The organism is Chryseosolibacter histidinae, assembly GCF_018598225.1.
Classification (GTDB): Bacteria; Bacteroidota; Bacteroidia; order Cytophagales; family Cyclobacteriaceae; genus Chryseosolibacter; species Chryseosolibacter histidini.
Window position 1 is genome coordinate 167,990 of the sequence record NZ_JAHESF010000010.1, and the last position, 26,752, is coordinate 194,741.

Genomic DNA, 26,752 nt, shown 5'->3' on the forward strand with positions numbered 1-26,752 from the left:
TGTGATTACTTACCAGGCTTTGCCGATTCTTCGCCATTGCTGTCTGTTCCGTCATAATCCGTGAACTTGCCATTGAAGCCTTCGTCTGAATCGTAGTCGTCGAGCTGGATGGAAGGGCCTCCCGGCATGTCGTCGTCTTCCACCTGGATCGTTTTTACATTGTGCTTCGGGGATTGCGGCCTGTTACTGTTGGATGACACGCCGTTGGTGGCTTCCTGTTTCTCTCCCGCCTTTACTTTGCGCTTGCTATGTCCATTCTCTCCTTCGCTGTCGGTCTCGTCGAGGATGGCCTTCAGCTGTTCGATCTGGCTTACGATCCGTTCCCGCTGATAAGAGACCTCCCCTTTCTTGTCGAGCTTGAAGAACGATACGGTGTCCTTCAGCTTTTCAGCCTGATTATTGAAATTGGTGGATGCCGAGGCAAGCTCCTCTGACGAAGAGGCATTCTGCTGGGTCACCTGGTTGAGCTGTGCCAGGGCTGCGTTGATCTGCTCCGCTCCTGAGCGCTGCTCGGCGCTGGAAGAAGAGATCTCCCGCACCAGGTTGAACGACTTCTGTACATCCGGCGCCAGCTCATCTAGCAGCGTGCCTGAGTTCTCGGCTTCGCGGATGGTGTTGCGCGACAGGTCAATGATCTCCACTGCCGATTTCTGACTCCGCTCCGCCAGCTTGCGCACTTCATTGGCCACCACGGCAAAACCTTTTCCGTGCTCGCCAGCCCGTGCTGCTTCAACGGCTGCGTTGATGGCCAGCAGGTTGGTCTTGTCAGCGATCTCGTTGATGATCTCGATCTTTTCGGTGATGTCGCGTATAGACTGGAACGTGGATGCCGTGGCATTACGCACCTGCTTCATTTTTTCGGCAGCGCCCTTGGTCATCTCTTCCGCCTGCGATGCATTGTCTGCATTCTGGTTGATATTGCTTACCATCTGCTCTACCGATGAAGAGATCTCTTCCAATGAGCTGGCCTGCTCTGTGGCGCCTGTGGCTACCAGCTGCGAGCTCTTGCTGATCTCGTATGACCCGAAGGTGATCTCGTCTGCACCCTTGGTAATATCCTGTACGGTCTCGCTCAGCTTCCTGATCATGTTCTTCAGTGCTTTGTCGAGCTCGCCATCTTTCAATTTTACTTTGGCGGCCTGTTGCGCGCTGTACAGCTTTCCTCTTGAAACGAGGTTCGCCACTTCCACGCTGTCGTTCAGGCTGCTGATGAGATCGTTCACCGAGCGCTGGGTCTCACCCAATTCGTCAGTGCTTTTGATGTTCAGCTTATCGGGAATGATACCTTGTGAGAGCTTCACCGCGGCCTCGCGAATAGTGAGGATATTCGTTGTCAAAGTCCGCGAGAACTGGATGGCCAGCGTGATGCCGAGCACGAGCTCGATCAGGAAAACGATGGCAAAGGTCATGGTGGTGTTGAAAGTGATCTCTTCTGTGCGCACTTCAACGGTTTTCTCGAGCTTGTCAAGCAAGGGTTCGATCTTGTGAATGCTGGCCCTCATTTCGCCCATAAGTCCCGTGGTCTCCGTAAAGCCGATGGCCTGCTCTGCTTTCACTACGTCGTTGAACTTGGCCTCATAGGTCTCGATCTTTTCACGGATGATATTGTTGCGCAGCGTGGCCTTCAACCCTTCGATCTCTTCATGGAACTTGTCTACATACTCCATATCTTTCCTGATAAAGAAATCTTTCTCGATCCTTCTCAGGGTAAGCAGTCGCACCATGTCGACCCTGTAATCCGACTGTTCAACATCGCGGATCGCCTTGCGCAGCTCGCCTTCGTCGCCATAGTCAAGATACCCGCGTTTGAGGTATGCCTGTGTGATCTTTTTAAAGGTATTGTTGTATCCTGCAAGGCTCTCGTGCAGCGCCACCAGATCTTCGCGGATGTTCAGCGTCTCCGACCATTTGCTTTCGAGCAAAAACGAGATCAGCGAATCTTCCTGCTGAACGTATTGATCGATCGTCTTCACGTAGCCGCTTTCTCCGGTAGACATGAACTCTACGTTCTTGATATCACGCATCAGGAAATCTTTCTCGGCCTTGCGCATCTTGAGCACCACTTCGTTGATGTTCTTGAAATCCTCCTTGATGCCGCGGATCTCCAGCACATGGTCAATGGAATAGTATCCCCAGCCGGCCAGTATGCTGGACAGAAATAGCACAGCACCAAAGGCCAGCAGCAGCTTGCCCTTGATCTTGTTAAGTTGAAATTTCATTCGATGTGAGGTTTGAGATTAAAGACATTTAGATATGAGACATGAGATATGAGATATGAGACTAGATACCAAGCTCTACCTGGAAGATGGCTGACCAGAAGCCCCCGGCAGAAGTGTTTGTGGCAAGGTCTGTGCGGTTGCCGTAGATCACGTTGCCCTGCACTTTTACGCGGTGGCCGTTGAGGTATTTGGTAACACCCAGTTCAACCTGTTCGAGCTTTTTCTCCGCCAGTGTCGGGAAGTCCGGATTTTTGTACAACGCAGAAAAGGGCACTATAGCAGAATATCTGCCGGCTACTTCGAAGTTGTTTTTGAAGAGGTAGCTCAGCTGCGAAAGGTATCCCTTCCCCACATTTACAAAACGTGTTTTTGTAATATCAGCGGGATTGACCGTGACCGGGCTGTGAGTATCTCTTTGCATGTATTCATTATACCATGCCCAGCCGTTGTATTTGAAAAGGATATCCGCTTCATGGGTCCGCAGGGTGCGGGCAGCGTACAGGTCGTTGCCCAACGTGCCTGCCTGGCGCACAGCCAGATCGTTAACACTGTGGGTGTAGGCAATGGAGATCTTGGGTTTCGGCTCCCGTTCAAGATCGCCCTCCTGGTAATCGTTGTTTCCTGTGAATTTTCCCAGCGGCAAAAGCTCGATCCTTCCTGTATACGCGAGCCCTTTGTTGGAGTTGAGCGAGTTTCTTCCTTCACCGGAAGTGATGGCACCCCTCAGTACAAAGAAATTTTCAGTATAGTGCGCGAAGAACCCGAAGTCGCGGTCGATGTTGAAGGCGGCGTTCACAATAGAGCGGTCGGCAAACTGCTGATCGCCGGAGGAGATCACCCGCTGCCTGTTGCCCGGAAGTTTGGTCTGCCCGAAGCCAAGCTTCAATTTTTTTGTAGGGCTGTAGAAGATCATCGCATCGCGCACGATGTTAGGGCTGGAGTTTGCCGCGGAGTTGTCGAGGTTCCGCCAGTCCATATCGCCGCGCGAAACTGATAACTGGAAATAATAGGTAAGCTTCGGATGATAAGCGAAGCCTTCAAACTTCAAACGCAACCTCCGCACCCTGAACTCGAACGACTCAGCCGCGAGATCATTTTCTGATGCCGACACATAGGCAGCGCGATTCTGGATCCTGAACTGGAACTGCAGCGAGAAGGTGCTGTCTGCGGTGACCAGGCCTACACCTTTCTGCTTCTTGGCAAAAAAATGAACGGGTGAATTCACTTGCGCGTGGGCAATGGTGAGCGATAGCGAGAGGGTGATAATTGCGAGTAGTTGTAAAGTTTTTCTCTCCATGTTTGAAATTAAAGTTCTGAAAATCATGCCATTATAGGCATGAATCAGGAAACATTCAAATAACTCTATCTTAACATTTAATTAACATTAACCGGCAGCAAACATAGATCGTTCGGATGTGCCCGGGGCGGGCAAAAGGAATCAAACTCAACGCAGGTAGGAATTTGACGAAAAGACAACTTTTTCACGCCGGAGTCCAGGTGATAGTTGTCTAACAAACAACATTACAAATGGCTTGTAAGCCGATGGAGATTAAACCTCATCCCCCTTGACCCTTCTTTTAAGAGGAGAATTGGGGATGAGGTTAGACAAATCATTATTCGTACTTAATTATTCGTACTTAAGTGTTTCTACGGGGTTGATCCGGCCGACCTTCACCGTCTGCGAGCCGATGATGGCGATCACCAGCACAAACAACAGCACAATGCTGATGGCGATCTCTGCGAAGCCGATGTTGGCGCGGTAATAGAATATGCTGAGAAAGACCTTGTCAAAAAGAAACCAGGTGAGCGGCGTGGCGATGGCTACGGCCAGGGCAATGAGCTTCAGGAACCCGCTGGAGAGCGCAAACGCAAGGTTGGAAGCCGTAGCCCCAAATACTTTCCTGATGCCCATCTCACGGGTACGGCTTTCGGCAGCAGAGATCACTACCGCCAGCAAGCCCAGGCACGAAATGGTGATGGCCAGCGCACCCAGAAAACCGAAGATCTTGATCATGGACCGGAAAGAGACCAGCGCGGCTTCAAGCTCATCGTCGAGGAAACGCGCTTCGAACTTCTGGTCCGACAGTTTGTTCCAGACACTTTCAACCCGCGCCAGCGACTGCTGTATATCGTCTGACGTTAACGATACGTTGGCGAACGCGAACTGCGCGGGATCACATCGGAAGAAGAAACTCCCGATCGCCTCTTGCAAAGGCATGAAATTGAAGTCTTTCACCACGCCGATCACCTGCAGCGTTTTTTCATCGTCCACAATAAAGGTCCGGCCAAGCGCATCGTACGGAGTGCTGATATCGAATTTTTTCAAAAACGTTTCATTCACTATCACGTACGCTTCTCTTGCTGACGCGTCTGGTGGAAACCCCTCGCCCGCCAGCATTTTGATCTGAAGGTTATCGATGTAATGCTGGTCTACGAACATTTGGAACACCTGCATCGAATCCGTTTCGGCAGACGACCTCACCCATGCCGCCGAGCCTTCCCAGTTGCCGGGCACAGAAGACGACAGTGATACGGTGCCGACCTCGGGAAGCTTTGACAATTCCGTTTGTAAGATCTTTTGATCGACACCTTTCAAGGGGATGTCGAGTATGTTCTCTTTTTTGAAGCCAACGTCATAATGGAGCGCATAGCTGTACTGTTTCAGAATGATGGCCACACCCAGGATAAAGACCAGCGACAAGGCGAACTGCGTTACGATCAATCCCTTGCGGATGGAGATCTTCGAGAGCTTGCCGCTCTGCGATGAATTGCGAAGGGTCTGGATAGGATTGAGCCTCGCAAAGTAAGACGCCGGCAACACACCCGCTACAAAACCTGTGATGATGCCGAAGACCAGGAAGGCACAGAATGTAAGCGGCGTAACCTCGAGGCTGAACACTCTCTCCTGGTTAACCACCATGCCGATGAATTGTGAACGGATGGCGTGAAAGAGCAGCATGGCGCCAGCGAGGGAGATCACGGACAATATGATCGTCTCCATCACCATCTGGAAGAAGATGTGCCTCGATTGCCCTCCTGAAACTTTCCGCAGCCCGATCTCCTTGGCACGTTTCAGCGCGCGGGCAATGGCGATGTTAGCATAATTGAAACACGCCGGCAGCAGCACCAGCAATGCAAGGCTGAAGAAGATCACCAGCGGCACATAACCCCATGACAATCCAACTTCCCGGTAAAGGTCAGACATGGGAATATCGGCCAGAGGCTGCAACTCAAAATTTACTTTCTGCTTCGCATCCTTATCATAAGCGGTTGTTTTTATTTTTTCAAGCGTTGGCATAAGCTGCTCCGACGATGTGCCGGGGCTGAACAGTGCATAGGTATAATGGGGCGATACGGGCTCCCAATCCTCGAGCGAAGGTTCGATCCTCCGCTGATGTTCCAACACGGCGAGGGTACTGTACGATGCCAGCGCCTCGAAGTAAAAATGTGAACGGGGATAATCCGCCACCACACCAGTGATCTCGAACACACCCAGGCCTTTCACTTCCAGCGTCTTGCCCACCACCTGGTTATAACGGAACAGCTTGCGGGCAGCCGATTGTGTGATCACGATGCTGAAAGGTTTATCCAGCGCGTGTTCTGCATTACCTTCCGCCAATGGAAATGAAAATACGCTGAAGAAGTTCTCGCTCACGTAGTAACCTTGCAGGGGCAACGATGTGTTGGCCGACTGAACGATCTCAGGATTGAAATCTCTGTTCACTTCGGCAACAGCCTCGATGCCTGCCACGTCGCTCCTCAGTTTTTCGGCGAGGGGCGCCGGTGATGTAGCATAGGTTCTGATGTTGCTGCCATCGTCTACGGTAGACGTGACGCGGTAGATCCTGTCTGCGTTCACCTGGAATTTGTCAACTTCCATTACATCGACAAAAGCTGCTAACGCGAGCAGTCCCACCGACATGCCCACAGAAAGGCAGATGATGTTGATGATCGAAAAGGTCTTTTGTTTGGCCAGGCTGCGAAAGGCGATCTTCGCATAACTTTTGTACATGGCCACGGAGTGATAGGTGTCGGAGCCATATTTGTCTTTGTAAAAACGTTTGCGTTTTCTCACAGCGTAAGAGAAGATGAGCGAGAGCGCCTGGAGCCAGTAGGCAAAACGTGCTTTGAAACGTCCCTTTGTTTTTACATTCTGATAAAAGAGCTCGTCCATGTCGCCGGTGAGGTCTTCGGCGATCTCCGGCCCGCAATACCATTCAAAAAAATGCTTCGGCCATGCCGGTGGGGTTGTCTTCTGCTGTTGGCTCATAAATCAAGTGCAAGGTTGGCTTTAGATTTTTTCCAGAGGTCGTCACGGAGGTTCTTGATGTCGTGCAGGGAGCTTTTGCCGGCGTGCGTCAGTTGAAAATAGCGTTTGCGTCGTCCGCCCCGTTCCTGTGTGGCGCCGCCGAGGTATGAGCTCAGGAATCCTTTTTCTTCCAGCCGGGCGATGGTAGAATGCAGCGCACCGATGCTGATGCTCCGCCCTGCCCTGCTTTCGAGCTCTTCTTTTATAGAAACGCCATAGGCGTCATCGCCGAGCACAGCCACGGTAAGCATAACAAGCTCTTCGAACTCTCCGATGTATCCTTTCATGTTAAGGTGTTGATACGCAAAGGAAGTACATTTGTTTCTACTTTTCATAACAAATAGGAGATTTTTGTATGCCGTGGTGCGGGACAGTGCGTTACGTGCCAAAAAAAGCATCACCAGATAAAATTACCTCTCAATCCTAACATGATTCTCGAAAGCCCAATCGCGCAGGTAAAAAACCCCTGCGAACGAAGCCCTCCTGACTCCTGGCTCCTTACTCCTGGCTTCTTTTCCTGAAGTACTCCCTAACGTATAAGTAAAGAGAAAATAGTATTATTGCAGGCTTATCATAGAACCAAGACATGACAGATCCGGCAAATACCTCGCTCAGCAAACTGATCGTTCACAAGGTAGGGAACAAGCTGCTGGAAGACGGTGTGCAGCTCTCCGATGAGCTGATAGACCTCAAAAGGCAGGAAGAATTATCGAATATTTTGAACTCTTACTTTCTGTCGCAGTTCAAGGACCCTGTCTATTACAGGTTCCACCATGTTTCGTCACTGGAGCTCAACGAGATCTATACCATCACCAACGATCTGTTCCAGTCCACGCGGGGTTTTGTGAAGAAGTCCAAAGACATTGCCAACATTCTGTACGAGTATTCCAACCATCCTAAAATAAAGAGTGGCGAGCTGTACATTGCGTATTTTGATGAATGCGTGATCAACAACGAGATGACCGACGCCATCGGCATTTTCAAATCGGAGAACAAAGACACCTTTCTGAAGGTGGTGGAAGAAGAGGCCAGCTACCAGGTGAATTTCGACAACGGGGTGAACATTAAAAAGCTGGACAAAGGATGCCTCATCTTTAACGTGGATGCCGATGAAGGATTCAAGGTATGCATTGTCGATAGCCAAAGCGCCAGCGAAGCACAATACTGGAAAGACGAGTTCCTGAAGCTGAAACCCGTGGCCGACAATTATTTCCAGACGCAGAACTTCCTGAGCCTGACCAAGAATTACGTGACCGAACGCCTCGACGAAGATTTCGAAGTAACGAAGGCCGACCAGATCGATTACCTGAACCGCTCCATCGACTATTTCAAAAAGAACGAGCAGTTCAACGAGCAGGATTTTGCCAAAACCGTTTTTGAACACGACTCGGTGATCAACTCATTCCGCAAGTTCAAAGACGAGTTTCAGGACGAAAACGATCTCCGCATCGTGCCTGAGTTCGACATCTCCTCTCCTGCCGTAAAAAGACAGTCTAAAGTATTCAAAAGTGTGCTCAAGCTCGACCGCAACTTCCACATTTACATCCACGGCGACCGGGACCTGATCGAAAGAGGTGTGGATGAGGATGGGAGGAAGTATTATAAGATTTACTATAGTCAGGAGAGTTGAGGCGAGTTTCAAGTTTCAAGTTTGAAGTTTCAAGTTTGAAGTTTCAAGTTAGTGCGGTATTGGGTCAACGTAACCGTCTTGCTGATGGAACATTGGAAACGAAGCACAACTTTTAACTTTAAACTTCTAACTTTAAACCTTTAACGGTAACCGGTAGACGGTAATCCGCAACCTGGTAATGGCTCCTGTTCACTGATTGCCAATTACTGATCGCTGGATTACCGACTACTGATCACCGCTTTCCGGTTGAGCCGCAGCATTTGTTGTTTCGGAGAGAAGCCGATAAACCTTACTCTTAAGATACCACGTGCCTGAAGGTCCTGTTTCACCTTGAGCAGATGCCAGACGGCGTTCTCGTACGGCTCGATGACATGGAACTGTGTCATGCCAGCCATCAGGTCGGTAAACGCGATCTCCGGCGCCGAGTCGAATGCGGAGATGATGAACTCACGCATGCGTTCGTAGTATTTTTTCGAAAGCACAGAACCACGCGTTCCGTCGGCATTCAGGGTCACGATGCGCTCCGGAACATTTTTTATCGTCTCCATCTCATGTAGCGTGTAAAGTCAGATTGTTTGATGAGACCCAGAGGACCTTCATACAGCCCTCCGAGTCCTGTTTCATCATACACATAAATCAAAATTATATTCACCGCGCCAGGGATGAGCACATCGGAAGAGATGGTGTACATACGTTGTTTCTCCCAGTTGTTGGTGAAACCCACCAGCTTTCCGTTGAGATACACCTGGTCATAGTCGTCTATTTTCCCCAGCAGCAGCACGAGATCTTCGCCTGCCAGTGATTTGGGAACGGTGAACTGCTTGCGGTACCAAGCACCGCCATCATACTGAAATCCCTGGTTCTCCCAGTTGCTGGGCACTGCTATCTTGCTCCAGTTTGCGTTTGCCGGAGGCGTCAGTTGTTCGATGCCACCGCGGCCGTTCTGTGGTCTTCTGGTTCGGTCGGCCAGTGTAAAGTCCCACACGCCACGCAGGTTCAGGGCCAGCGCCTTGTCGTCGTCATTGGTGTAGATGCCAACGTCGCCTGAAATGATCCCACCGGCCACCTCTGAATCGTAGATCCTTACAGCCACCACATTCCTGCCGGAGAAGTTGATGTACTCACTGGGGATCGCATAGTTCCTGAAAGCATTGTAAGCTGTGCGATATTTAGGAGGAAAGGACCCCGATGAACCGATGCGGTGGCCATTCAGGTATACTTCGTCGGTGTCGTCTATGTAACCGAGAAAAATATTGAAGGCCCAGGTGTTCTGAAGCTCGCTGCCCTGAAAGCTCGTGCGATACCAGGCATATCCATTATAACCATAGAATCCTTCATCTTCCCATTTTGAAGGAACACGAATGCTCTCCCAGTTGCTGTCGTTGTATTTCGGGTCGGCCCATTTGAGGTTGTCGCCAATGTTGAATCTCCATTGTCCCCTGAGGTTTATCACCATGTTCCATTTTTCTCCCACCATAGCCGCGGCCCGATGCGTACCCGATAGCGCGGCCATCACAAACAGGGGAAAAAAGTACATTTTCCATCTTCTTTTCACAATATGCTGTTTTTCTTTCCGGTCAATCAAAATAAGAAGAGATCCATTCATTGAAATCGAAACTATCGTCACGGTATTTCTTCCAGAACTGTTTGTATTCAGTTCGCGGCAGCAGCGAGAGCGGACCCTCATAGATCCCCCCCCGACCCCCCTGGTCATATACCCGCACAGCCACCACGTTGTTCTTTCCCGGCTTCAGCAGCCCATCGGGAATGGAGTACGTTCTGTAGCGCGTACAATCTTCATGGAGTACCCGTTTGCGTTGAATGTCACCGGTGCCGCCAACATATTTTCCGTTGATAAAAACCTCATCGAGGTCATCGATCTTCCCAAGCAGGAGTACGATATCTTTGTTCTGAAAATTGGCGGGGAGCCTGAAAGTTTTCCTGTACCACGCAAAGCCATCGTAATCCCTGAAGCCCTGTGCCTCCCAGGGTGCCGGTATGGTGACGTGCTCCCATCCGGTGTCATCGAAATTCTCGGCAGACCATTTCGGGTCATCTGACAGCTGAAACTTCCAGTTGCCCAGCAGCGTAAAGCTGTTCTCTGTAAAGTTATTATAGTTATAGATGCCGGTGGTTGTTCCAATGATGCCGCCTACACCGCCCTCGTCGTACACCCTTACGGCGATCACATTCTTTCCTTTATTGATGTGCTCCGCGGGAATAAAATACCGGCGCACAACGGTACAGGCAGTGTAATAGTCAGGAGGGAATCCGCCCATGGAGCCGATCAGGTGGCCGTTGAAATATACTTCGTCTGAGTCATCAATGCGCCCCAGCTCAAGGTACAACACATCTTTGCTGGTCGATTCGAACTCAACGGTCTTCCGGTACCACGCATAGCCATTGTAGTGATAGAACCCTTCTTCCTGCCAGGATGAAGGCACAAAGATTTTTTCCCAGTCGGAGTCGTTGTAATCGGGGCGCGCGAATTTCATATTGTCGCCCAATATAAAGCGCCAGGTACCGTTCAGGCTCATTTTCTTTTCCCGTGCGTTGCAGTCTCCGGCGCCCAGGCATACGGAAAGCATCAGGACCAGTACAGTAACTTTTGCAGGTTTTGAGAGTTTCATCATTTAGCTCAAAATACGGGAGAATCGCGCCGCTGGGTGTCATTTGCGGGTAAAGAAATGTAAAAAGTTGTCACCACCCCAACCCCTCCCGGCCTCCCCTACTTCGTATGGGAGAAGTCGATCGATCGAACCCCTCCTGGCCTCCCCTGTATCACAGGGGAGGTGTCGAGCGAAGCGATGACGGTGGGGTCAGTGCAGCAGCTTGTAGCCTGTTCCGTGCACGGTGAGGATGATGCGGGGAACATTGGGGTCGTCTTCGATCTTGTGACGGAGCTTGACGATGAAGTTGTCTACGGTACGCGTGGTGGGCGACTCTTCGTAACCCCATACATTTTCGAGCAGGTCGTGGCGTGAAATGATCTCGTTCTTGTGCTGCAGCAGGTAGTTGAGAATGGCAAATTCCTTGTGCGACATCTTGATGGGACCGGTGAGATCGTGTGCCGTGAAGGAGCTGAAGTTCACCGTAAGCCGGCCGATGCGATGCTCGTCTGTTTCCCTGGCTTCGCTCATAGCGGCACCCCTGCGCAGGATGGCTTTGATCCTGGCCAGCAGCTCGCGTAAGCTGAACGGCTTGGTAATGTAGTCGTCGGCACCGAGCTCAAGCCCAAGCACTTTGTCAAGCTCCTCTCCTTTTGCTGTGAGGATCACGATGGGTGCCATGATGCCTTTTTCCCGTGCCTTTCTGCAGACATCGAACCCTGACATCTCGGGCATCATCACGTCGAGCAGGATCAGGTCGAAGTGTTCGGAAAGGATCATCTTCAGTCCGGCAGCGCCATCTGCCGCCAGCGCAACGTTGTATCCTTCGAACTCGAGGTTGTCCTTAAGGCCACGGCCCATGTTCGGCTCGTCTTCTACGATCAGGATCTTACGACTCATGGCGTCTGATGTTTTTTGTGGGGAAAGATAGACGAAATGTGCTGCCTTTTCCCAGCGCGCTTTCCAATTTTATTTTTCCGCGATGCGCTTCCATGGTCCTTTTCACCAGCGTAAGCCCCAGCCCCGAACCCTTGGTGTTGTGAACATCACCGATGGGCGCACGGTAAAATTGCTCGAATACTTCATGCTGGTGATTCTTGGCGATGCCGATACCTTCGTCCTTTACCTCCACGGTACTGTAATATATTTCGGCGATCGTTCTGATGCGGATGTGTTTTTTGTCGCGACTGTATTTCATCGCGTTGTCGATCAGGTTGACGATGGCTTCCATGATGGAGTCACGGTCGCCGGTGATCACCGCCAGGTCTTCATCTTTTACAAACTCCACTTCAAAACCGCGATCCCTGAACTGGAAGAAATAAGACTCCAGCACCTCGCTGCAGAGATAGTTCAGCTGCAGAGGCTTGAAGTCATACGTTTTCCGGTTGGCTTCTACCTGCGAAAAATTGAGGATGCGGTTCACGATGCGCGACAGCCGGTTGGTTTCACGGGCAATCACACTATAATACTCCTGTTTCTTCTCTTCCGTTACACGGTTCATCTCCAAAGTTTCGGCATACATGCTGATCAGCGATAAGGGAGTCCTGATCTCGTGCGACACATTGGAAACAAACTCGGATTTAGCCTGTGAAAGGGAAAGCTCGCGTTTGATATTCCGGTACAGGAACACGATGCCCGCTGCCAGGATCAGGATGAGCAGCAGCAGGATCACCAGCGTGGTAGTAAGCCGGTCATTCACCAGGTCGTCGAGCGTGACACCTACCAGGGAGATGGTCAGGTAATATCCCGGCAACAGCCAGAGGTCTTTCTTCTGCGCTGCCTCTTTCAGCGCGCCGCCCATACCCGCAACCGTTGTGGTATCCTGATCTACCGACACCGTGGAATACACCAGCGAGTCGTTGCGTTCATTAAAAGCAGCGATCACAAATCTTTCCTGTGATATTGCCTGCATCTTGGGACCCAGCATATCTTCGATGAAGCGCGGCAGGCTGACCAGCATCACGCCCAGCACACCGGTGCTGCCCTCATCCAGGATGAACAACACCGGAACATGGCTGCCGGCGATCAGCGTATCGATGGATTCCATTTTCCGGAAGCCCGCCTCCTGGTAGGTGACGAGCCTGTCGATCCTGTCCTTGTTCGCCGCCACGAGTCCATCCATCGCCAGCCGCACGGGCTCCGCCTGTTTGCGGTCACCACCCGATGCCAGCACTGAAGAACGTCCCTTCAGGTCTGAAAAATAAATGAAGTCCACCGCGTTGAACCGGTTCAGCAATGGGTAAAGCCTGGTGGTATCTTCCGTATGGCCCAGCACATTGCTGATCTGGTTCGCCCAGCTGTTCATCACGTCATCGGAGTACTGGTTCACAGAAAAGAGGATGGCATCCAGCTGGTTCTCGTAGATCTCGCGCACGATCTCCTCGTTCTCGCTCAGCGAGGTAAGCTCATATACAATAAAGGTCACCGGCAACAACGCGATGAGCACGAACACAGCAGTGATCCGCCTTAAGGGGTTTTTCATGCGGATAAAGCTATCGTTTTTGGACGAAAGAGTCCACAGTCGACAGTCCACGGCAATAAGGGTTACATAGACTTTTTGGCGACTGGCTTTGTCTTTAAACCGTACGAGGGTAATTTCTATGAAGTACGCCCAGATGACTTCGCACACCCGGCTGTGGTCTGTGGACTGTGGACCGTGGACTGTTATTCGTCCTTCAACGTATGCACCGGACTCATAAACACGGTCGCCAGTGTCTTATACCCTACTGTGACCAACGCTACCCCAAACAGGGAGAGGATGGCTGCCGCGAGTGCTGAGAGCTCAATGCGCAGGTAATATTCCCACACGGCATCCATGAGCTTGTCTGTCATGACGTAACCCGCGGCGCCGCCCAGCAGCGAAGCAACGGAAAGGATGATGATGAACTCCTGGTTGATCACCCTGGCGATATTGGCCGCCGGCGCGCCCAGCACTTTGCGCACGCCGATCTCTTTCATTTTCTTCAGGATGTTGAGCGACACCAGCGCAAACAATGCCGTAGCCGACATCAACACCGCCATCAGCCCCAGGAAACCGAAGATGCGCACAGCATTGTTGTTGATCATCTCAGACACCCACATGTTGCCATCGGTATACTTTCCGTTATAGAGGGTGTTCGGCGAGATCTTTTTCCATTCCGCTTTCATCAGGTCATTGATAGCGGACATCTTTTCAGCCGAGGTGCTCACCACGATCTGGGTATACTGCTCCGGCGCCACATACCGAAGCATCACCGGACCCGCGGGTTTCCAGAATCCATCGGTCAGGATATCGTTCACCACCCCTATCACATAAAGTTGAATGGAGTCTTTCCACAGCAGCCGTTTCCCTAACGCACTCCCTGTCCACCCGTACTGTTTTACGAAGGTCTCCGAGACGAGCACCGATTCCCTGATGTCGGTCTCGGAATCCTGCCGGAAGCCCCGGCCTTCAAGCAGGTTTATGTTCATGGCTTCCAGGTAGCCGTCGCCGATGTCTACCACTTCCACCTGGTGCTCCGCTCCTTCAAACTTCACAGGTCCTTTGTAATACCGGTCCGAAACATGGTCTTTGGATCCGCCGATGGCGATGACATCTTTGTTTGCCATCAACACATTGCGGAACGCCCTGAACTCCTGCGCGCCTGCAACATTCGCTACGATCACTCCCTGCTTGGCATAACCCAGGCTATAGTCGCGCTGGTACGCCGCATTCCTGATGAAGCCGATGCCCAGCACGATGCACACCAGTGCAATACTGAACTGAAACGTGAGCAGGGTGCGGGTAAACCAGTTGGTGCCGCCGAACCTCAGCTTTCCTTTCAGAATGGCGATAGGTTTGAATGAGGTGATATAGAACGCGGGATAGGTGCCGGCGACCAGTGCGGTGAACAACAGCATGACGACCAGGAAAAAGAAGAACGAAAGATTTTCCGTGTAGCGGATGGTGAGCTTGAGGTTAGGCCAGAGACTCGAGTAGGCCGGCGCCAGCACTTCGGCCAGCAGCAGCCCCGTGATCAACGCAAAAAAACACAACACCATACTCTCGCCCAAAAACTGAAAGACTAGCTGTCTTCTTGCGCCGCCCATGGTCTTGCGAACACCGATCTCCTTCAGCCTTCGTCCCGACAGGGCTACCGTGGTGTTGGTAAAATTGAAACAGGCAAGCAGCAGCAGGAAGACTGCCATCAGGCCCGGGCCGGCGATCACCGATGGAGGGAATCCCCAACGGAGCTGCTCGCCGTTCAGCCAGGTTTCGCCATAAAAGCTGGCCGCGAGTGTGCTGAAGTTCTGGAGATAGTACGCGCTGAGCTTCAGGTCTGCACGGGCCAGGTTCTGCGGTGCAATGTAAGTCTGTAGCTGTCGTGTTACGGCATCTGTGCGCGAGGGATCGTTGATCCGGATAAACACGGTGCTCATACCTTTCCAGTCCGTGTCGGGCGAACCGGTTTCATCAAAGAAATTATCCCACAGGGTGACGGCCTCGCAGGCGAAGCTGGAATTGAGCGGCTGCTGCTTAAAAACGCCACCGACCACAAACTCTTTGAGGACGCCCTTATCGATGCGGGTGAGCTGGCGGCCCACCACATCTTCGGTTTTAAAATATTTGCGGGCAAGCTCGTCGCTGATGAAGATGTGGCTTTTATCGCGGAACGAAGTGAATGCGCCCGCCTTCAGCTCGAAAGTAAAGAAGTCAAAGAAGGCGGGATCGGCGTAAGCCACCGCGGTGCTGAATACCTCGTCGCCAATCCTGACGTTGGTGCCGGCCATGGTATACCGCACCACTTCATCCACATCATTAATGTTCTGCTTCACCATCCCGCCAAGCGCGTGAGGTACCACGGCATAACGGCTGTGCTGATCCTGGTAGTGATGCCACGCCTGAATGCGGTAGATGTTTCCGGTGTTCACATGGTTGTGGTCAAAGCGCCGGTTGAAATCCAGGTTGAGGTAGGCAACGATGCAGCACGCAATGGCGATGCCTAACCCAAGCACGTTGATGAAAACGGGGACCTTGTTCTTCATGAGGTTACGGAAGGTGATCAGCAGGTAGTTTGTAATCATGGTGATGGTGGGTTTTGCGGATTGGACGCGGGAGGTGAGTTGCCGGTTACCGGTTGCCAGTTGCCGGTTTTGGGCGGTGAGAAAGTTGGAAGAGGGCGGTTAAAGTTTAAAGTTTGAAGTTTAAAGTTGGGAGTTCAGGTTGCCAGGTTGAGATTGACTTAGGATACGGCTGCTTCGGATTTACTTATTGGTTGAGTTTAACAATGGCGATAAATTTTGCTGAGGATTAAGCACTTATAAATGCAAACAGAAGATTCTTTGGTGAGAATTTGAGAGGATGGTAGCGAGATGAGCCGGAGGACTGAAAAAACTGCTTTTAGACATGTAAAAAGGGCGAAAATGAAGCAGAAAATGGTTTTTTTATGCTTTGTCACGAAGTGCTGAAAACTTACATCGTTTACAGTCCTGGCCTGAATAAACATGCATAAAAAATTACGGATCAGATAGTTATAAGGTGATAGTTAGAGTTGTAAAAGGCAGTCTTTGGTGAAGCATTCTGTGTTCGTAACCAGGTGTCTTCAAGGCGACGGTGGAGGTTTAAGAGGTGACAGTCCATGGTCTACAGACCACAGCAGTCCCTCCCAGGAAACCGGAATCCTGTGCGGTGATGTGGGCGGGCAATGCGCGAGCGAAGGATCCCGTAGCTGGCATCACTTTTTCCCTGATGCTGGCAAACTTCAAAACATGAACAATTTTTTTAGAGCTCTGATCGCCGGGTATGGCGCGAAGAAGTTGGGCGGTGGCTGCCTGGGTACGGTGCTTGTCTTTATTATTATCTGGGTGGCGCTGGGACAATGCAGCTGCAGCGAAAAGATGGAGCGGGAAGTAAGTCGTCAGACCACGTCGCAGGTGTGGAGTCCTGCTGATGATCTGACGACTGAAGGGGGTTATACTTTTTCTTCGGCCAGCGGATTTACCGGTTGTGGAGTAACCGGCGGTAACAATGACAAATGCTGGAGGTCTGACAGCGAGCTGCCCGACAGGATCTTCAGGGTCTCATCACGCACGGCGCTGAACAGCCGATTGATGCTGCAGGTGGCCTCGTTTTCGCAACGGCCACATGACTGGTAGAAGTTAAGCGACACGCAGGGAAGCATAGCCACGGCCCCATCGATGAGGCGAATGACTTCAAGCACACTTACTTCGGCTGGCTTACGTTTCAGGTAATACCCTCCGAACTTTCCTTTCTTGCTGCCAAGAATGCCGGCGTTCTTCAGGTTGATCAGGATATTCTCCAGGAACTTCTTGGGAATATTCTTGCGCTCCGCAATCTCATGAATCGTGAGGCGGTCGGATTCCTCATGCTCCACCATGTAAAGCAGGGCATGAAGTGCGTACTGGCATTTTTTTGATAACATATTGGGTTTGGGTAATGAGTTTTCAAATCAACTCTCCATGGGTCCATGGTGGATGGGCCATAGCGGGGTAGCTTTTTTAACTCCTTTTTTCGCTAACACGCTTTTGTGCAGCTTGATAAAGATCGCATTTGCAACTGACAAAACAGCGTTTATTCCTGGAAAGTTTACCGCTCTTAACGCTGTCGATCCGAATTTCAACAATATTCCTGCAAAGGTAATTAAATTTTATTATCAGAATGATGCGCGTTCCTCCCCGCTCAAAAACGGCCGGTTATGATGTACAACCGTGTCGGCGTTGGCGCAAACAGCATAATGAAAAAATAATGGATTACGCGTACGCTCTTGCCTGCACACCGCCCCTCGTGAATCGCCACGCGCACGCCGACGCTGATTTGACCCTGAAGATCAACGGATGCTATGGATACAGCAGATATTTCTTTCTCATTTCCTTATAAGCCGACAATCCCGGTTCCCAACTTTTTCTGATCTCGTCTTCAGAAACACCTTTGATGATCTGCTCTTTCAGGCTGCGTGTACCCGCCAGTTTGTCGAAGTTGCCCATTTGTTTGCTCTGCGTGAAGTCAAAGAATTTTTCCTTGTGGGGATACGCCTTGTACATCTCCATCAACCATGCGAGGTTGATCTTTCCTTTTTCGCGCAGCTTCTCCGCATTGTACTTCCGCAGGTCGAGTCCATAGCAGGCTTTGTCCATGTGAAGGGGTGTTTCGCTCATGCCGGGTATGCTCACCGGTGTGAATGAAAACTTATACTTCTTGCTGCTCAGCTCCGGGTTGCCGAGCACCGTGAAGGGCATATAGGTTCCCCTGCCCTGGCTGATGATCGTGCCTTCGAAGAGACAAAGGGAAGGATAAAGTAATATTGACTGCTGGGTATTCAGATTCGGCGAAGGCCTGACGGGCAACGTGTACGCCATGTCGTGGGTGTAGTTCTTCACTTTGATGACGTTGATCTTACACTGCATCTTCCCGGGCAGCCATCCTTCGCCGTTGATCATCTGCGCGAACTCGCCGATGGTCATGCCGTGGGTGATGGGGATGGGAAATTTGCCGATGCCCGAGGTCAGTGTCATGTCAAGCACAGGGCCATCTACATAGGCATTGGGATTAGGACGATCGAAGATCACCAGCTCTTTGCCATTTGCCGCGCACGACTCCATCACATCAGCGAGGGTGTTGATATTGGTATAGAACCGGCAGCCGACATCCGCGATATCGAACACCATGATGTCAACCAGGTCCATATCCTCTTTCGTCGGTTTTCTTTTTTTGCCGTACAGCGAGATGATGCGGATACCTGTATTGGGGTCCACCTCATCATCAACTTTGGCGCCGTTGCTGGCGTTGCCGCGGAAGCCATGCTCGGGACCGAAAATGGCGCTGATGTTTACACCCAGTGTAATGAGACTGTCAACACTGAGCTTCTTTCCGATCACAGAAGTTTGATTCACCACCATGCCCACCCGCTTGCCTTTCAGGTACGAGAGATAACTGTCGGTTTGCTCGGCACCAGTGACGATACCATTTTTAGATTGCGCACAAACATCCCTGGAAACAGTGATGGCTGCAAGCAAAACAATGACTGAAAACAGGGAAAGAGAATTGAACAGCGGCGCGGACTTCATAATTAAAGATTAAGCTTTAAATATAGTCCGTTGTTTCTGTTTTCAAAGTACCTTCTGTCTGAATTGGTCAGGCTTTGTATCCTTTCTCAGGATCAGGAAGTGATCGTTCTTCGTTGTGGAGAAGGTGATGAGGTCGTTCTTCGTTCCCATGAGTCGTTTGCCGTTCCGGTAGATGGTGACGTCACTTCCTTTCCAGGGATTACGGATGCGGCACTCGCCACCGGCCTGCGAAGTGATCTCCACGAACTCCACCCCGTTCTTTTCGGTATAGGAAGAAGTTACCAGAAATGCGCCGCGTGCCAGCAAGGTGTAACGGGCATCCCACTGTTTGGGCCAGGCCGGAAAAACATGGATCACGGGATCTTTACCCGGGGCTGATGGAACACTCTGGCAGAGGGCAAACTGCAATGCCTCCGCCGCACGGCCCAGGCGTTGCACACTGGTGGTCTGAAATCCTTCGCGCATATCCATACGGTTAGGCATCACCTCGATCTCTGCCGTACGGATCTGGTTCGGCACAAGGTAGCGGGTGGCCTCCGTCCGGCCCAGCACGGCACCGGCAACAGGAAGCTTCGACAGCACATAGATGTTAGACTTCTCGCTGATGCCTGATGGAAAATAGGCATCAAAGGTCTGGTTGGCGATGGCGCGTGTGCTTTCGTCGGCTTCCAGCGTGCAAAGGTCAAAGAACCACACAGGCATGGTGTTGGGATCAGGGATGCGCTCACCGTTGCCCTGAATCCAGGGCCGCAACGACCGGATCCATACCACAGGTTTGCCCTGCGTGTAGCCCGGCAGATCGGTACTCAAAGCCAGGGGTGATAGGTGATCCACAAACTCCTGCCACGAGGCGCGCAGCTCCGCGTCAACATTCAGGATCTCCGCAGCGCGGATGGCAACGGGAAAAATACCCTTCATCGAGGCGATCTCCTCAACGGTATTGTGGCCGCCCCAGATCGACTCGTTGTCGTTGACATTATAAATGTGATACTTGCCGTTTTCTTTTTTTACGTTGGGAAAATTCCGGTAGAACTCGGCCACTCCTTTCAGCATGGGGTAAGCATCGTTGCGCAGCCACGCCACATCACGGGTGAGCTCATATTTCAGCCAGTACTGGTAGGCTATTTTGGCGCCACGTGAGAAAATGTGGGTGACATGGCCAAAGGCTCCCCCTCCTTTGTCTGATGTCTGCCATACACCGTTCTTCCATCCCTCATCTTTTTTCCAGTTCCAGCGGCTGAGGAACGGCATCTTCGTATAAGCAAAGTTTGTGAACTGCGGCGAGCGTTCTGTCCATGGCTTTTTCACCAGGTACAGGTCACGCATCTCTGCGGCGATCTCTTCAGGCATGGGCACAAGTCCGTCGAAGGCTACGGTCTCGGGAATAAAAATACCCTTGCTTCCCCACTGTTGCTGCGCCGCCGTTTCGAATCCCTTGAACGCGGCTGTGTACATATTGAACATCGGGTCCATCAGCTCCAGGTGGTTGGTGTTCAGCAGGGCATTGTAGAGACAGCTCTGATTCGCGCCCCAATAGAGGTTGCCCCACTTGCGCTCATCGCCACCGGTAGTCCACAGCATGCCGTTGAACTTCGCCGGGTATTTGCCACGCGAGCTCGACGCCATCACATATAAATAATAGGTGTAATGCTGCTCGATGAGGTCTGCTTCCTGATCGGCGCTTTGTAAATAAATAAACGATCGCTTCCAGAAATCCTGCCACCAAAGCTGGCTTGACTTCCTGATGCCCTCGAAGCCGAGCGCTATGGCCGCATCGAGCTTGCGTGTAGCCGCAGCGACGAGGTCTTCCGCAGGATCGAAGCTTGCCGCGCTGGCCATCAGTATGGTCAGGTCTTGTTTTGCGCCGTCAGCTGATAACATCACGGTGGACGGGTTTTCAACTTCTGCCCTGCTTTCGCGGCCGGTCACGCCGATCACCACAGCGGAGCCACAGTAATAATCTCCTTCCCTGAATTCTTGCGTGAGCACGATGCGGTTGCCGATGACCTTTACAGCAGAGATCGCCTGGTGGTTACCCTTCCTGGTAACGGGCGGGCGCAGCGTACGAAGCTTCGTCTGAATGGGAAGTGGATTAGCCCGGGTGTCGCTGATCCGGATGGCCATCACATCCTGCTCCTGCCAGGCCAGCACCTCCGCTGAAACCTCATTGCCCGCTACCGAGGTGAGCCCATCGTAACAGGACAAGTGCTGTTTGAAAGTGTTGCCGGAAAATATTTCCTTGACACCATTGTTCAGCTCCACATCCACAAAGCCGAGACCATTGCAATAATCTGTGTGACGCTCGTAGAAATTATCGGAGCCCGAGTTGTTGGCGAATACATCCACGCGGTTGAGCTGAAGATGAAGTGCCGAGGGTGTTGTCCATACAAGACTTCCCATCACACCGTTGCCCACCGGCAGCCCCTCTTCGCTCCTGCTCACGGGCTTATCGTACGTAAGGTCTGCACGCGACACCAGCTTGTGCCGATCGACTTCCAGGAGTGACGGGTTGACCTGTGCGAAGGCGGTGATCACCAGGAAATAAAAAACGGGCAGGAATAATCTTGTCATGGTTTTGTGTTTACATCTGTATTGACGCAATGAGGCTGCCGTTCCCCTGAACCGGCGAGATCAAAATAGCGCCGGTCTTCAGAACGAGTGTTTTCCGCCAAATCCGTATTTTTACCGGCTGATAACAGTACACTCGTAAACATGGACGCGCTCACTTCCTTAAGCAGGTTCTTTCGCCCGGTGCAACCCCGGTTCAGGGAAGGCGGCGCTGACGTGGTCTACCAGGAGCTCGCCCCCGATGCGCTTTTATCGGGCTACCTCTGCTGTTACTGGCAACTGGAAAGCGTGCGGCCGTTGTCTTCACCTTTTTTGTACAACGCGGTAGCTGACGGCTGCATCGACCTGTTCTTCGACATGGATCAGCCGGAAGAGAACTTCGTGATGGGATTTTCATCAGGTTATACTTCTTTTGCCCTGGAGAATAGCTTCCGGTATGCCGGCATCCGCTTTTTTCCCGGGGCGTTCCCTTTGCTCTATAATATCAAAGCGTCCGAGCTTACCAACCAGTGTCAGTACATCAGCGCGGTGACACCCCGTGCGTATCAAGCCCTGAAAGACCTGATGACGAATCCATCCGGCATCGCGGGCATCAGGTCACAGCTCGATCAGTATTTTAAGAAGCTCGTTTTTTCGAAAGAAGCCAGTATCGACCTCAGGTTCGCGGAATCGCTGGGCACCATCCTGCAAGCGGGCGGTATCGTGAATATCGAAAAAGACATTTCAGCGTCCGTCAGTCCCCGGCATCTGAGACGGTTGTTCGATTTTTATGTCGGCGCCGCACCCAAAGAATTCAACAAGATCGTCAGGTTTCAGAAGCTCCTCGGCGGAAACATCACCCGCGATTCCCTGAAAAAGGATAAGCTGTATTACGATGCGGGCTATTATGACCAGTCGCATTTCATCCGCGATTTCAAGGCATTATATGGCATACCGCCCCTGAAAGCACTGGCCCCATAGATCAGCGGAAATAATCTGTCATGTCCGATTTTTACAATATCCGCTGCGGGGTGTTCTGCACATTTGTGCTGCTTAAACATCAAGACCACATGAAAGCACTTATTGCTGTTCCATTTTTAATCCTTATGGCGATGACTTCTTCTGCACAAGACACCCAATCCTTTATTGAATACCAGGACGTGTATTCGGTTTACATTACCAAAGACCTGAAGGCTACCAAAGAATTCTATACAAAGTGGCTCGACTTCGAGATCGTTTTCGAAGCCTCCTGGTTTGTTTACATGCAATCGCAGGGCGAACGGAAGATGAGCCTCGCGCTGATCGATGAAACACATCCCTCCACCCCTCCCGCGTACGGCGCTTTTAACGGCAGGGGCAGCTTCCTTACACTGCAGGTACAGAACGCCGCTGCTGTTTATGACAAGCTTAAAAACAGGAACGCCCCCATCACTTATCATTTGAAAAAGGAAGACTGGGGCCAGGTCCGCTTCGGACTCACGGATCCCAACGGACTCTATGTTGATATCGTGGAGCAGATCGAGCCTGCCAGCGGGTATTGGGAAAAATATCTGCCCAGGGAATAGTGGAGCGTAGCGTGAAGTTATGAGCAAATGGCGTTGCTGTTTCGCGAAGGCCTGAGCAATAGAAAAAAGCCAGCCATTATAAAAGGGATACTGTCCCATGTTCAGCACCAGGTGATCTTCGAACGGCTCCTGGCTCACCTTCAGAAACTCACCTGCGAACCTCAGGGTAAAAAGGGTGACGAGGAAAATGCCGGTGACCCTTCCCTCGGCGATGACATCTCTCCTTTTATACCATATTCGAAAGCATACGACAAAAAGGATCACGCAGACGATCGCTTCATAAAGCTGGGCGGGATGCCGTGGTACATTGTCAACCCGCATGAAGACAAAAGCCCACGGAACATTGGCAGGTGTGCCGATCACTTCGGAGTTCATGAGGTTCCCCAATCGTATGAAACTTCCGGTGATGGCCGCGGCGATCACCAGCCTGTCCACCATCCACAGGTAACGCTCGTGATACCTGCGGCAATACAGGTAGATCGCGATCAATACGCCAATAGCACCTCCATGGCTCGCGAGACCAGCCAATCCCACAAACTGAAACTCCGGTTCAAGCCTGATGGGCAGGATCTCGATGGGATGAGACCAATAATATAAAGGATCGTAGAACAGGATATGCCCCAGCCGCGCGCCGAGAAAGGTACCCACGAGCAGGTAGATCGTCAGGCTATTGAACGCTTCCGATGTACGACGCTCTACCTTGAAGACGTATTCCATAACCTGATGGCTCAGCAGCAAACCCAGCACCCACAGCATGCCATACCACCGCGGTATTTCGAGGCCAGGGAAAATTGACGGGTCTATATCCCAGATAATGTAAAGGTATTTCATGGCTTTGGCAGATCAGTCAGCAACCCTGACAACAGACGATGAGAAAAGAATACATGGCGGTATGGCGGATCATGCTGCGAAAGATGGTAGCCATCCGGTTGTGCGGTGTTTCGATGATATGCAGTACTTCATCGTCCGTTATCGGAGGCAGGCTGTTCATAAGCCTGAACTGACTCCATGCGGGTTTGAATCTATTTAAGTTCATGGTCTTTGGTGTTATAGAGCTCCCGAAGCTTCGTCCTGATCCTGTTCAGCCGCGTGCTGATGTTCGTTTCCGTGAAGCCGAGCATGATGCCGGTCTCTTTGTGGCTGTACCCTTCCAGGTTGAGGATCACGATCGCCTTGTCTGTACTTTCGAGATAATGGATCACCTGCATCAGCTGCTGCAGGGTATCGTCTGCCGCGGCAGTGATACCTTCGTGCGCATCAGAAAGCGACTCCTGTGGCACTGACCGCCTTTCTTTCCTGATCTTCGACAGGATGGTGTTGAGGCTTACTTTATAGATCCACGTGCTGACGCTGCACTCATTTCTGAACGTGGGAAACGACCGCCAAAGCTGCAGAATGATATCCTGCCGGGTATCTCTCCTGTCTTCTTCAAGCCTGTAATAAACGTGGCAGAGGCTGTTGATAATGCCCTGATGCGTTTTTATTACTTCCAGGAAAACCGTTTTGTCTCGATCCATGGGTGCAGGTCTTACTATTATTAGTGACCAATCCGGCATAAATGTCACAGAGGGGAGTAATTTTTTTTTTGGGGGGGGGAAGGCAGGATATACAAAGTGCTTCCTCCGACCAGGGATTCTTAGTTCTTACTCCTGGCTTCTTCTCAAACCGAATTAGCCCTGATCACGGTATCGCGGATCACCATGTCGAGTTGTGTTACTGTTTTCTCCAGCATGGCAATGATTTTGCGGTTGTCTTCCGTGAGCGATGTTTTGTCAAGGATATGCACGAGCCCGAGGATGGTGGCAATGGGCTGGCGCGTTTTATGCGATTGGATCCATGAGATCTGGCGCAGCTGCTCGTTTTGCTTTTCGATCTGCAGCTCCTTCTTCTTGCGCTCACTGATGTCCACGATCCGAAGCGCTACGCCTATGACCTTCCCCTTGTCATAAACCGGCGTATATTCCGTGCGTATCCAGACAGTGAGGTTATGATAGCGCATCTCGCGTTCAGTGGTAACGGGACATCCGGAGGCAATAGCCTGTGAAAAATTATCCTGGAAGGTCATGAACACGGCCTCTTCGCCGTCGCGTTGATAACTCATAAAGCTGTCTCCTACCTGCAGGTCTTTTCCGTATTGCAGCTTGCTAAAATGTAACGCCCTTTTATTGAAGAATATGATCCGGAAATCCAGTGAGATCAGAATGATAAACGACTGCGTACTGTCGCATATAGCCCTCATGATCTGGTCCGATCGCTTCGCCTGCTCCTGAAACTCCATGGCCTCAGAAGAGCACTGCTCACATACTGACTTTTTCATAACCATCTATATTACCAACTAGCCTTAACTTTCCTTACCCTTACTCCCTTGCCCGCCGAAGCTTCAGCGAAGGAGGTTAATTCTTACGCCTTAATTTTTCTCACCCCACCCCTTCTCCGGCAAATCACTCATCTGCAACACCAGCTTTCCGCCGTTAACAATATCGGAATGACGGATGCGGAACAAGCAACGGATAAACCTGGTCTGCATGTTGCTGCTGGCCAGGGCACCAGTGGCGATGAATAATAAAATCGAAGACAATATTTTTTTTCTGATCACAGCACCGGTTATCATAACACTTGTTAACATTCCCCTGAACGAACTTCAGATCCTGATATAAATTCTCCTTCTGTCGAGCCACCATGCTGCGCACCAGCAAACCATCATAAAACAAATGGCTGTAGCCAGCGCCCCTGCGGCACCGGGTAACAGGCGTTGGAAAACAGCCACGCTCACCCATTCAAAAACCGGCTCACCCGAAGGCAGGCTGACCATCATCAGCACGATGTAAAGCAACTCTGACAGGAGATAAATGAACAAAGGGTTCTTTCCAAATACGGTAAAAAAATGGGTGGCAAAATTCCTTTCCCTGATCTCCACCCAGTAGATGAGCACTGACAGCACCAGGATATCGATGCCCGTGGTATACAGCACAAAGGAGCTTGTCCAAAGCTTTTTGGAAATGGGAAATGCAAGATCCCACGCCAACGCCGTGACTACCAGTAGCAGGCCTGCTATCATCATGCGGACAAGTGATTCAAAGGACCTCCCTTTTTGCTGGATGAAAAGTCCTGCCCAATAACCGATCAGCACGTTGACCACCGCGGGCAAGGTGCTGAGGATGCCTTCCGGATCAAAGGGCACCACATCTTTCTTATAAATGTGGCTTTCGCCCAGCAGGAAGATATCAAGCCTGGCAATGGCGTTCCCTCCCATTGTGAACTCCGCTCCGGGATCGCCGAACATATATAACACACCCCAGTAGGCCAGCAACAGCAAGGCGCCGATGATGACGGTGGTTTCCTGCGACAGGTAACGCACCAGCAATGCTGCACTCAGGTAACAGATGGCGATGCGTTGAAGAACACCCATGATGCGGGTATCACTGAATGGTTTCATCACCCATGCGCCGTCCGGCAACGGAGTGAAGAACGGAAACCAGTACATGAGATATCCTGCAAGGAAAATCAGCACGAAACGCCGGATCACTTTGCTTAGAAAAACAGTCTCCGGAACCCGGGCCAGTTTCTTCTCCGAGAAGCTCATGGCGTTGCCGACAGCAAAAAGAAAAGAAGGAAAGATCAGGTCGGCCAGCGTAAAGCCCAACCACCGGGCGTGTACCAGGTACGAATAAAGTGGAGCGCCTTTGCCTGGTGTGTTCACGATGATCATCAGGCAGATGGTGATGCCACGAAATACATCGAGGGAAAGGAAACGTTGCGCGTCTGTGACGCTGTTGCTTTTTTCGCTTGCCTGGGCTTGAATCACGTGCGCTGGCTTCTCCATCGTTCGG

General features: G+C 51.4%; 21 protein-coding genes and 1 pseudogene. 3 read left to right on the forward strand and 19 right to left on the reverse strand.

What is annotated here, in order from left to right; all coding sequences use genetic code 11:
- Nucleotides 1-5: 5 nt before the first annotated feature.
- The 4 genes from KK083_RS12285 to KK083_RS12300 all read right to left on the reverse strand — a co-directional run bounded on the left by KK083_RS12285 (nt 6) and on the right by KK083_RS12300 (nt 6,815).
- Nucleotides 6-2,219 (reverse strand): methyl-accepting chemotaxis protein, encoded by a 2,214-nt coding sequence (locus KK083_RS12285; protein ID WP_254163532.1) that lies wholly within the window; start codon nt 2,217-2,219, stop codon nt 6-8.
- A 61-nt stretch (nt 2,220-2,280) separates the two neighbouring features.
- Nucleotides 2,281-3,516, reverse strand: a complete 1,236-nt coding sequence (locus KK083_RS12290) for a porin (protein WP_254163533.1) — start codon at nt 3,514-3,516, stop codon at nt 2,281-2,283.
- 330 nt (nt 3,517-3,846) lie between these two features.
- Entirely contained in the window at nt 3,847-6,489 is a 2,643-nt protein-coding gene (locus KK083_RS12295; RefSeq protein ID WP_254163534.1) for an ABC transporter permease, read from the reverse strand.
- Entirely contained in the window at nt 6,486-6,815 is a 330-nt protein-coding gene (locus KK083_RS12300; RefSeq protein ID WP_254163535.1) for a PadR family transcriptional regulator, read from the reverse strand. The genes KK083_RS12295 and KK083_RS12300 overlap by 4 nt, the downstream gene beginning before the upstream one ends.
- A gap of 299 nt (nt 6,816-7,114) precedes the next feature.
- Here KK083_RS12300 and KK083_RS12305 point away from each other — a divergent pair, with 299 nt between their 5' ends.
- Nucleotides 7,115-8,158: a nucleoid-associated protein gene (locus KK083_RS12305; RefSeq protein ID WP_254163536.1), complete on the forward strand. Its 1,044-nt coding sequence runs from the start codon at nt 7,115-7,117 to the stop codon at nt 8,156-8,158.
- A 218-nt stretch (nt 8,159-8,376) separates the two neighbouring features.
- On the opposite strand, the gene KK083_RS12310 is transcribed toward KK083_RS12305, so the two are convergent.
- From KK083_RS12310 to KK083_RS12350, 9 genes are all read right to left on the reverse strand, one after another.
- Entirely contained in the window at nt 8,377-8,706 is a 330-nt protein-coding gene (locus KK083_RS12310; protein WP_254163537.1) for a DUF6958 family protein, read from the reverse strand.
- Entirely contained in the window at nt 8,694-9,713 is a 1,020-nt protein-coding gene (locus KK083_RS12315) for a beta galactosidase jelly roll domain-containing protein (protein WP_254163538.1), read from the reverse strand. Before KK083_RS12315 ends, KK083_RS12310 begins: the two co-directional genes overlap by 13 nt.
- A 22-nt stretch (nt 9,714-9,735) precedes the next feature.
- Nucleotides 9,736-10,791, reverse strand: a complete 1,056-nt coding sequence (locus KK083_RS12320; protein ID WP_254163539.1) for a beta galactosidase jelly roll domain-containing protein — start codon at nt 10,789-10,791, stop codon at nt 9,736-9,738.
- A gap of 186 nt (nt 10,792-10,977) precedes the next feature.
- On the reverse strand, nt 10,978-11,667 hold the full coding sequence (locus tag KK083_RS12325) for a response regulator transcription factor (protein ID WP_254163540.1): 690 nt from the start codon (nt 11,665-11,667) through the stop codon (nt 10,978-10,980).
- Entirely contained in the window at nt 11,657-13,249 is a 1,593-nt protein-coding gene (locus KK083_RS12330) for a sensor histidine kinase (protein WP_254163541.1), read from the reverse strand. The genes KK083_RS12325 and KK083_RS12330 overlap by 11 nt, the downstream gene beginning before the upstream one ends.
- Nucleotides 13,250-13,431: 182 nt before the next feature.
- Nucleotides 13,432-15,810 carry an ABC transporter permease gene (locus KK083_RS12335; protein ID WP_254163542.1) on the reverse strand — a complete coding sequence of 793 codons (2,379 nt, stop codon included), beginning with the start codon at nt 15,808-15,810 and terminating at the stop codon, nt 13,432-13,434.
- A gap of 887 nt (nt 15,811-16,697) precedes the next feature.
- A complete protein-coding gene (locus tag KK083_RS12340) occupies nt 16,698-17,168 on the reverse strand; it encodes an RrF2 family transcriptional regulator (RefSeq protein WP_254163543.1) in 471 nt (156 codons plus the stop codon).
- 415 nt (nt 17,169-17,583) lie between these two features.
- The gene (locus tag KK083_RS12345) at nt 17,584-18,810 is read right to left on the reverse strand and encodes an exo-beta-N-acetylmuramidase NamZ family protein (protein ID WP_254163544.1); all 1,227 of its coding nucleotides are present in this window, start codon (nt 18,808-18,810) and stop codon (nt 17,584-17,586) included.
- Between the two features lie 42 nt (nt 18,811-18,852).
- The gene (locus KK083_RS12350) at nt 18,853-21,381 is read right to left on the reverse strand and encodes a glycosyl hydrolase family 95 catalytic domain-containing protein (RefSeq protein WP_254163545.1); all 2,529 of its coding nucleotides are present in this window, start codon (nt 21,379-21,381) and stop codon (nt 18,853-18,855) included.
- 141 nt (nt 21,382-21,522) lie between these two features.
- Between KK083_RS12350 and KK083_RS12355 the strand changes: the two genes are divergently transcribed.
- The gene (locus KK083_RS12355) at nt 21,523-22,338 is read left to right on the forward strand and encodes an AraC family transcriptional regulator (protein ID WP_254163546.1); all 816 of its coding nucleotides are present in this window, start codon (nt 21,523-21,525) and stop codon (nt 22,336-22,338) included.
- Between the two features lie 89 nt (nt 22,339-22,427).
- Nucleotides 22,428-22,922: a VOC family protein gene (locus tag KK083_RS12360; RefSeq protein ID WP_254163547.1), complete on the forward strand. Its 495-nt coding sequence runs from the start codon at nt 22,428-22,430 to the stop codon at nt 22,920-22,922.
- 147 nt (nt 22,923-23,069) lie between these two features.
- Here KK083_RS12360 and KK083_RS32765 read toward each other — a convergent pair.
- From KK083_RS32765 to KK083_RS12395, 6 genes and pseudogenes are all read right to left on the reverse strand, one after another.
- Nucleotides 23,070-23,753, reverse strand: a pseudogene (locus KK083_RS32765) (prolipoprotein diacylglyceryl transferase); the annotation flags it as partial.
- Between the two features lie 16 nt (nt 23,754-23,769).
- Nucleotides 23,770-23,958 (reverse strand): hypothetical protein, encoded by a 189-nt coding sequence (locus tag KK083_RS12375; RefSeq protein ID WP_254163550.1) that lies wholly within the window; start codon nt 23,956-23,958, stop codon nt 23,770-23,772.
- Nucleotides 23,945-24,439, reverse strand: a complete 495-nt coding sequence (locus KK083_RS12380; RefSeq protein WP_254163551.1) for an RNA polymerase sigma factor — start codon at nt 24,437-24,439, stop codon at nt 23,945-23,947. The genes KK083_RS12375 and KK083_RS12380 overlap by 14 nt, the downstream gene beginning before the upstream one ends.
- Before the next feature lie 143 nt (nt 24,440-24,582).
- A complete protein-coding gene (locus KK083_RS12385) occupies nt 24,583-25,239 on the reverse strand; it encodes a PAS domain-containing protein (RefSeq protein WP_254163552.1) in 657 nt (218 codons plus the stop codon).
- Nucleotides 25,240-25,329: 90 nt separating this feature from the next.
- On the reverse strand, nt 25,330-25,533 hold the full coding sequence (locus tag KK083_RS12390; protein ID WP_254163553.1) for a hypothetical protein: 204 nt from the start codon (nt 25,531-25,533) through the stop codon (nt 25,330-25,332).
- A gap of 30 nt (nt 25,534-25,563) precedes the next feature.
- The gene (locus tag KK083_RS12395; RefSeq protein ID WP_254163554.1) at nt 25,564-26,745 is read right to left on the reverse strand and encodes an acyltransferase family protein; all 1,182 of its coding nucleotides are present in this window, start codon (nt 26,743-26,745) and stop codon (nt 25,564-25,566) included.
- Nucleotides 26,746-26,752: the final 7 nt, after the last annotated feature.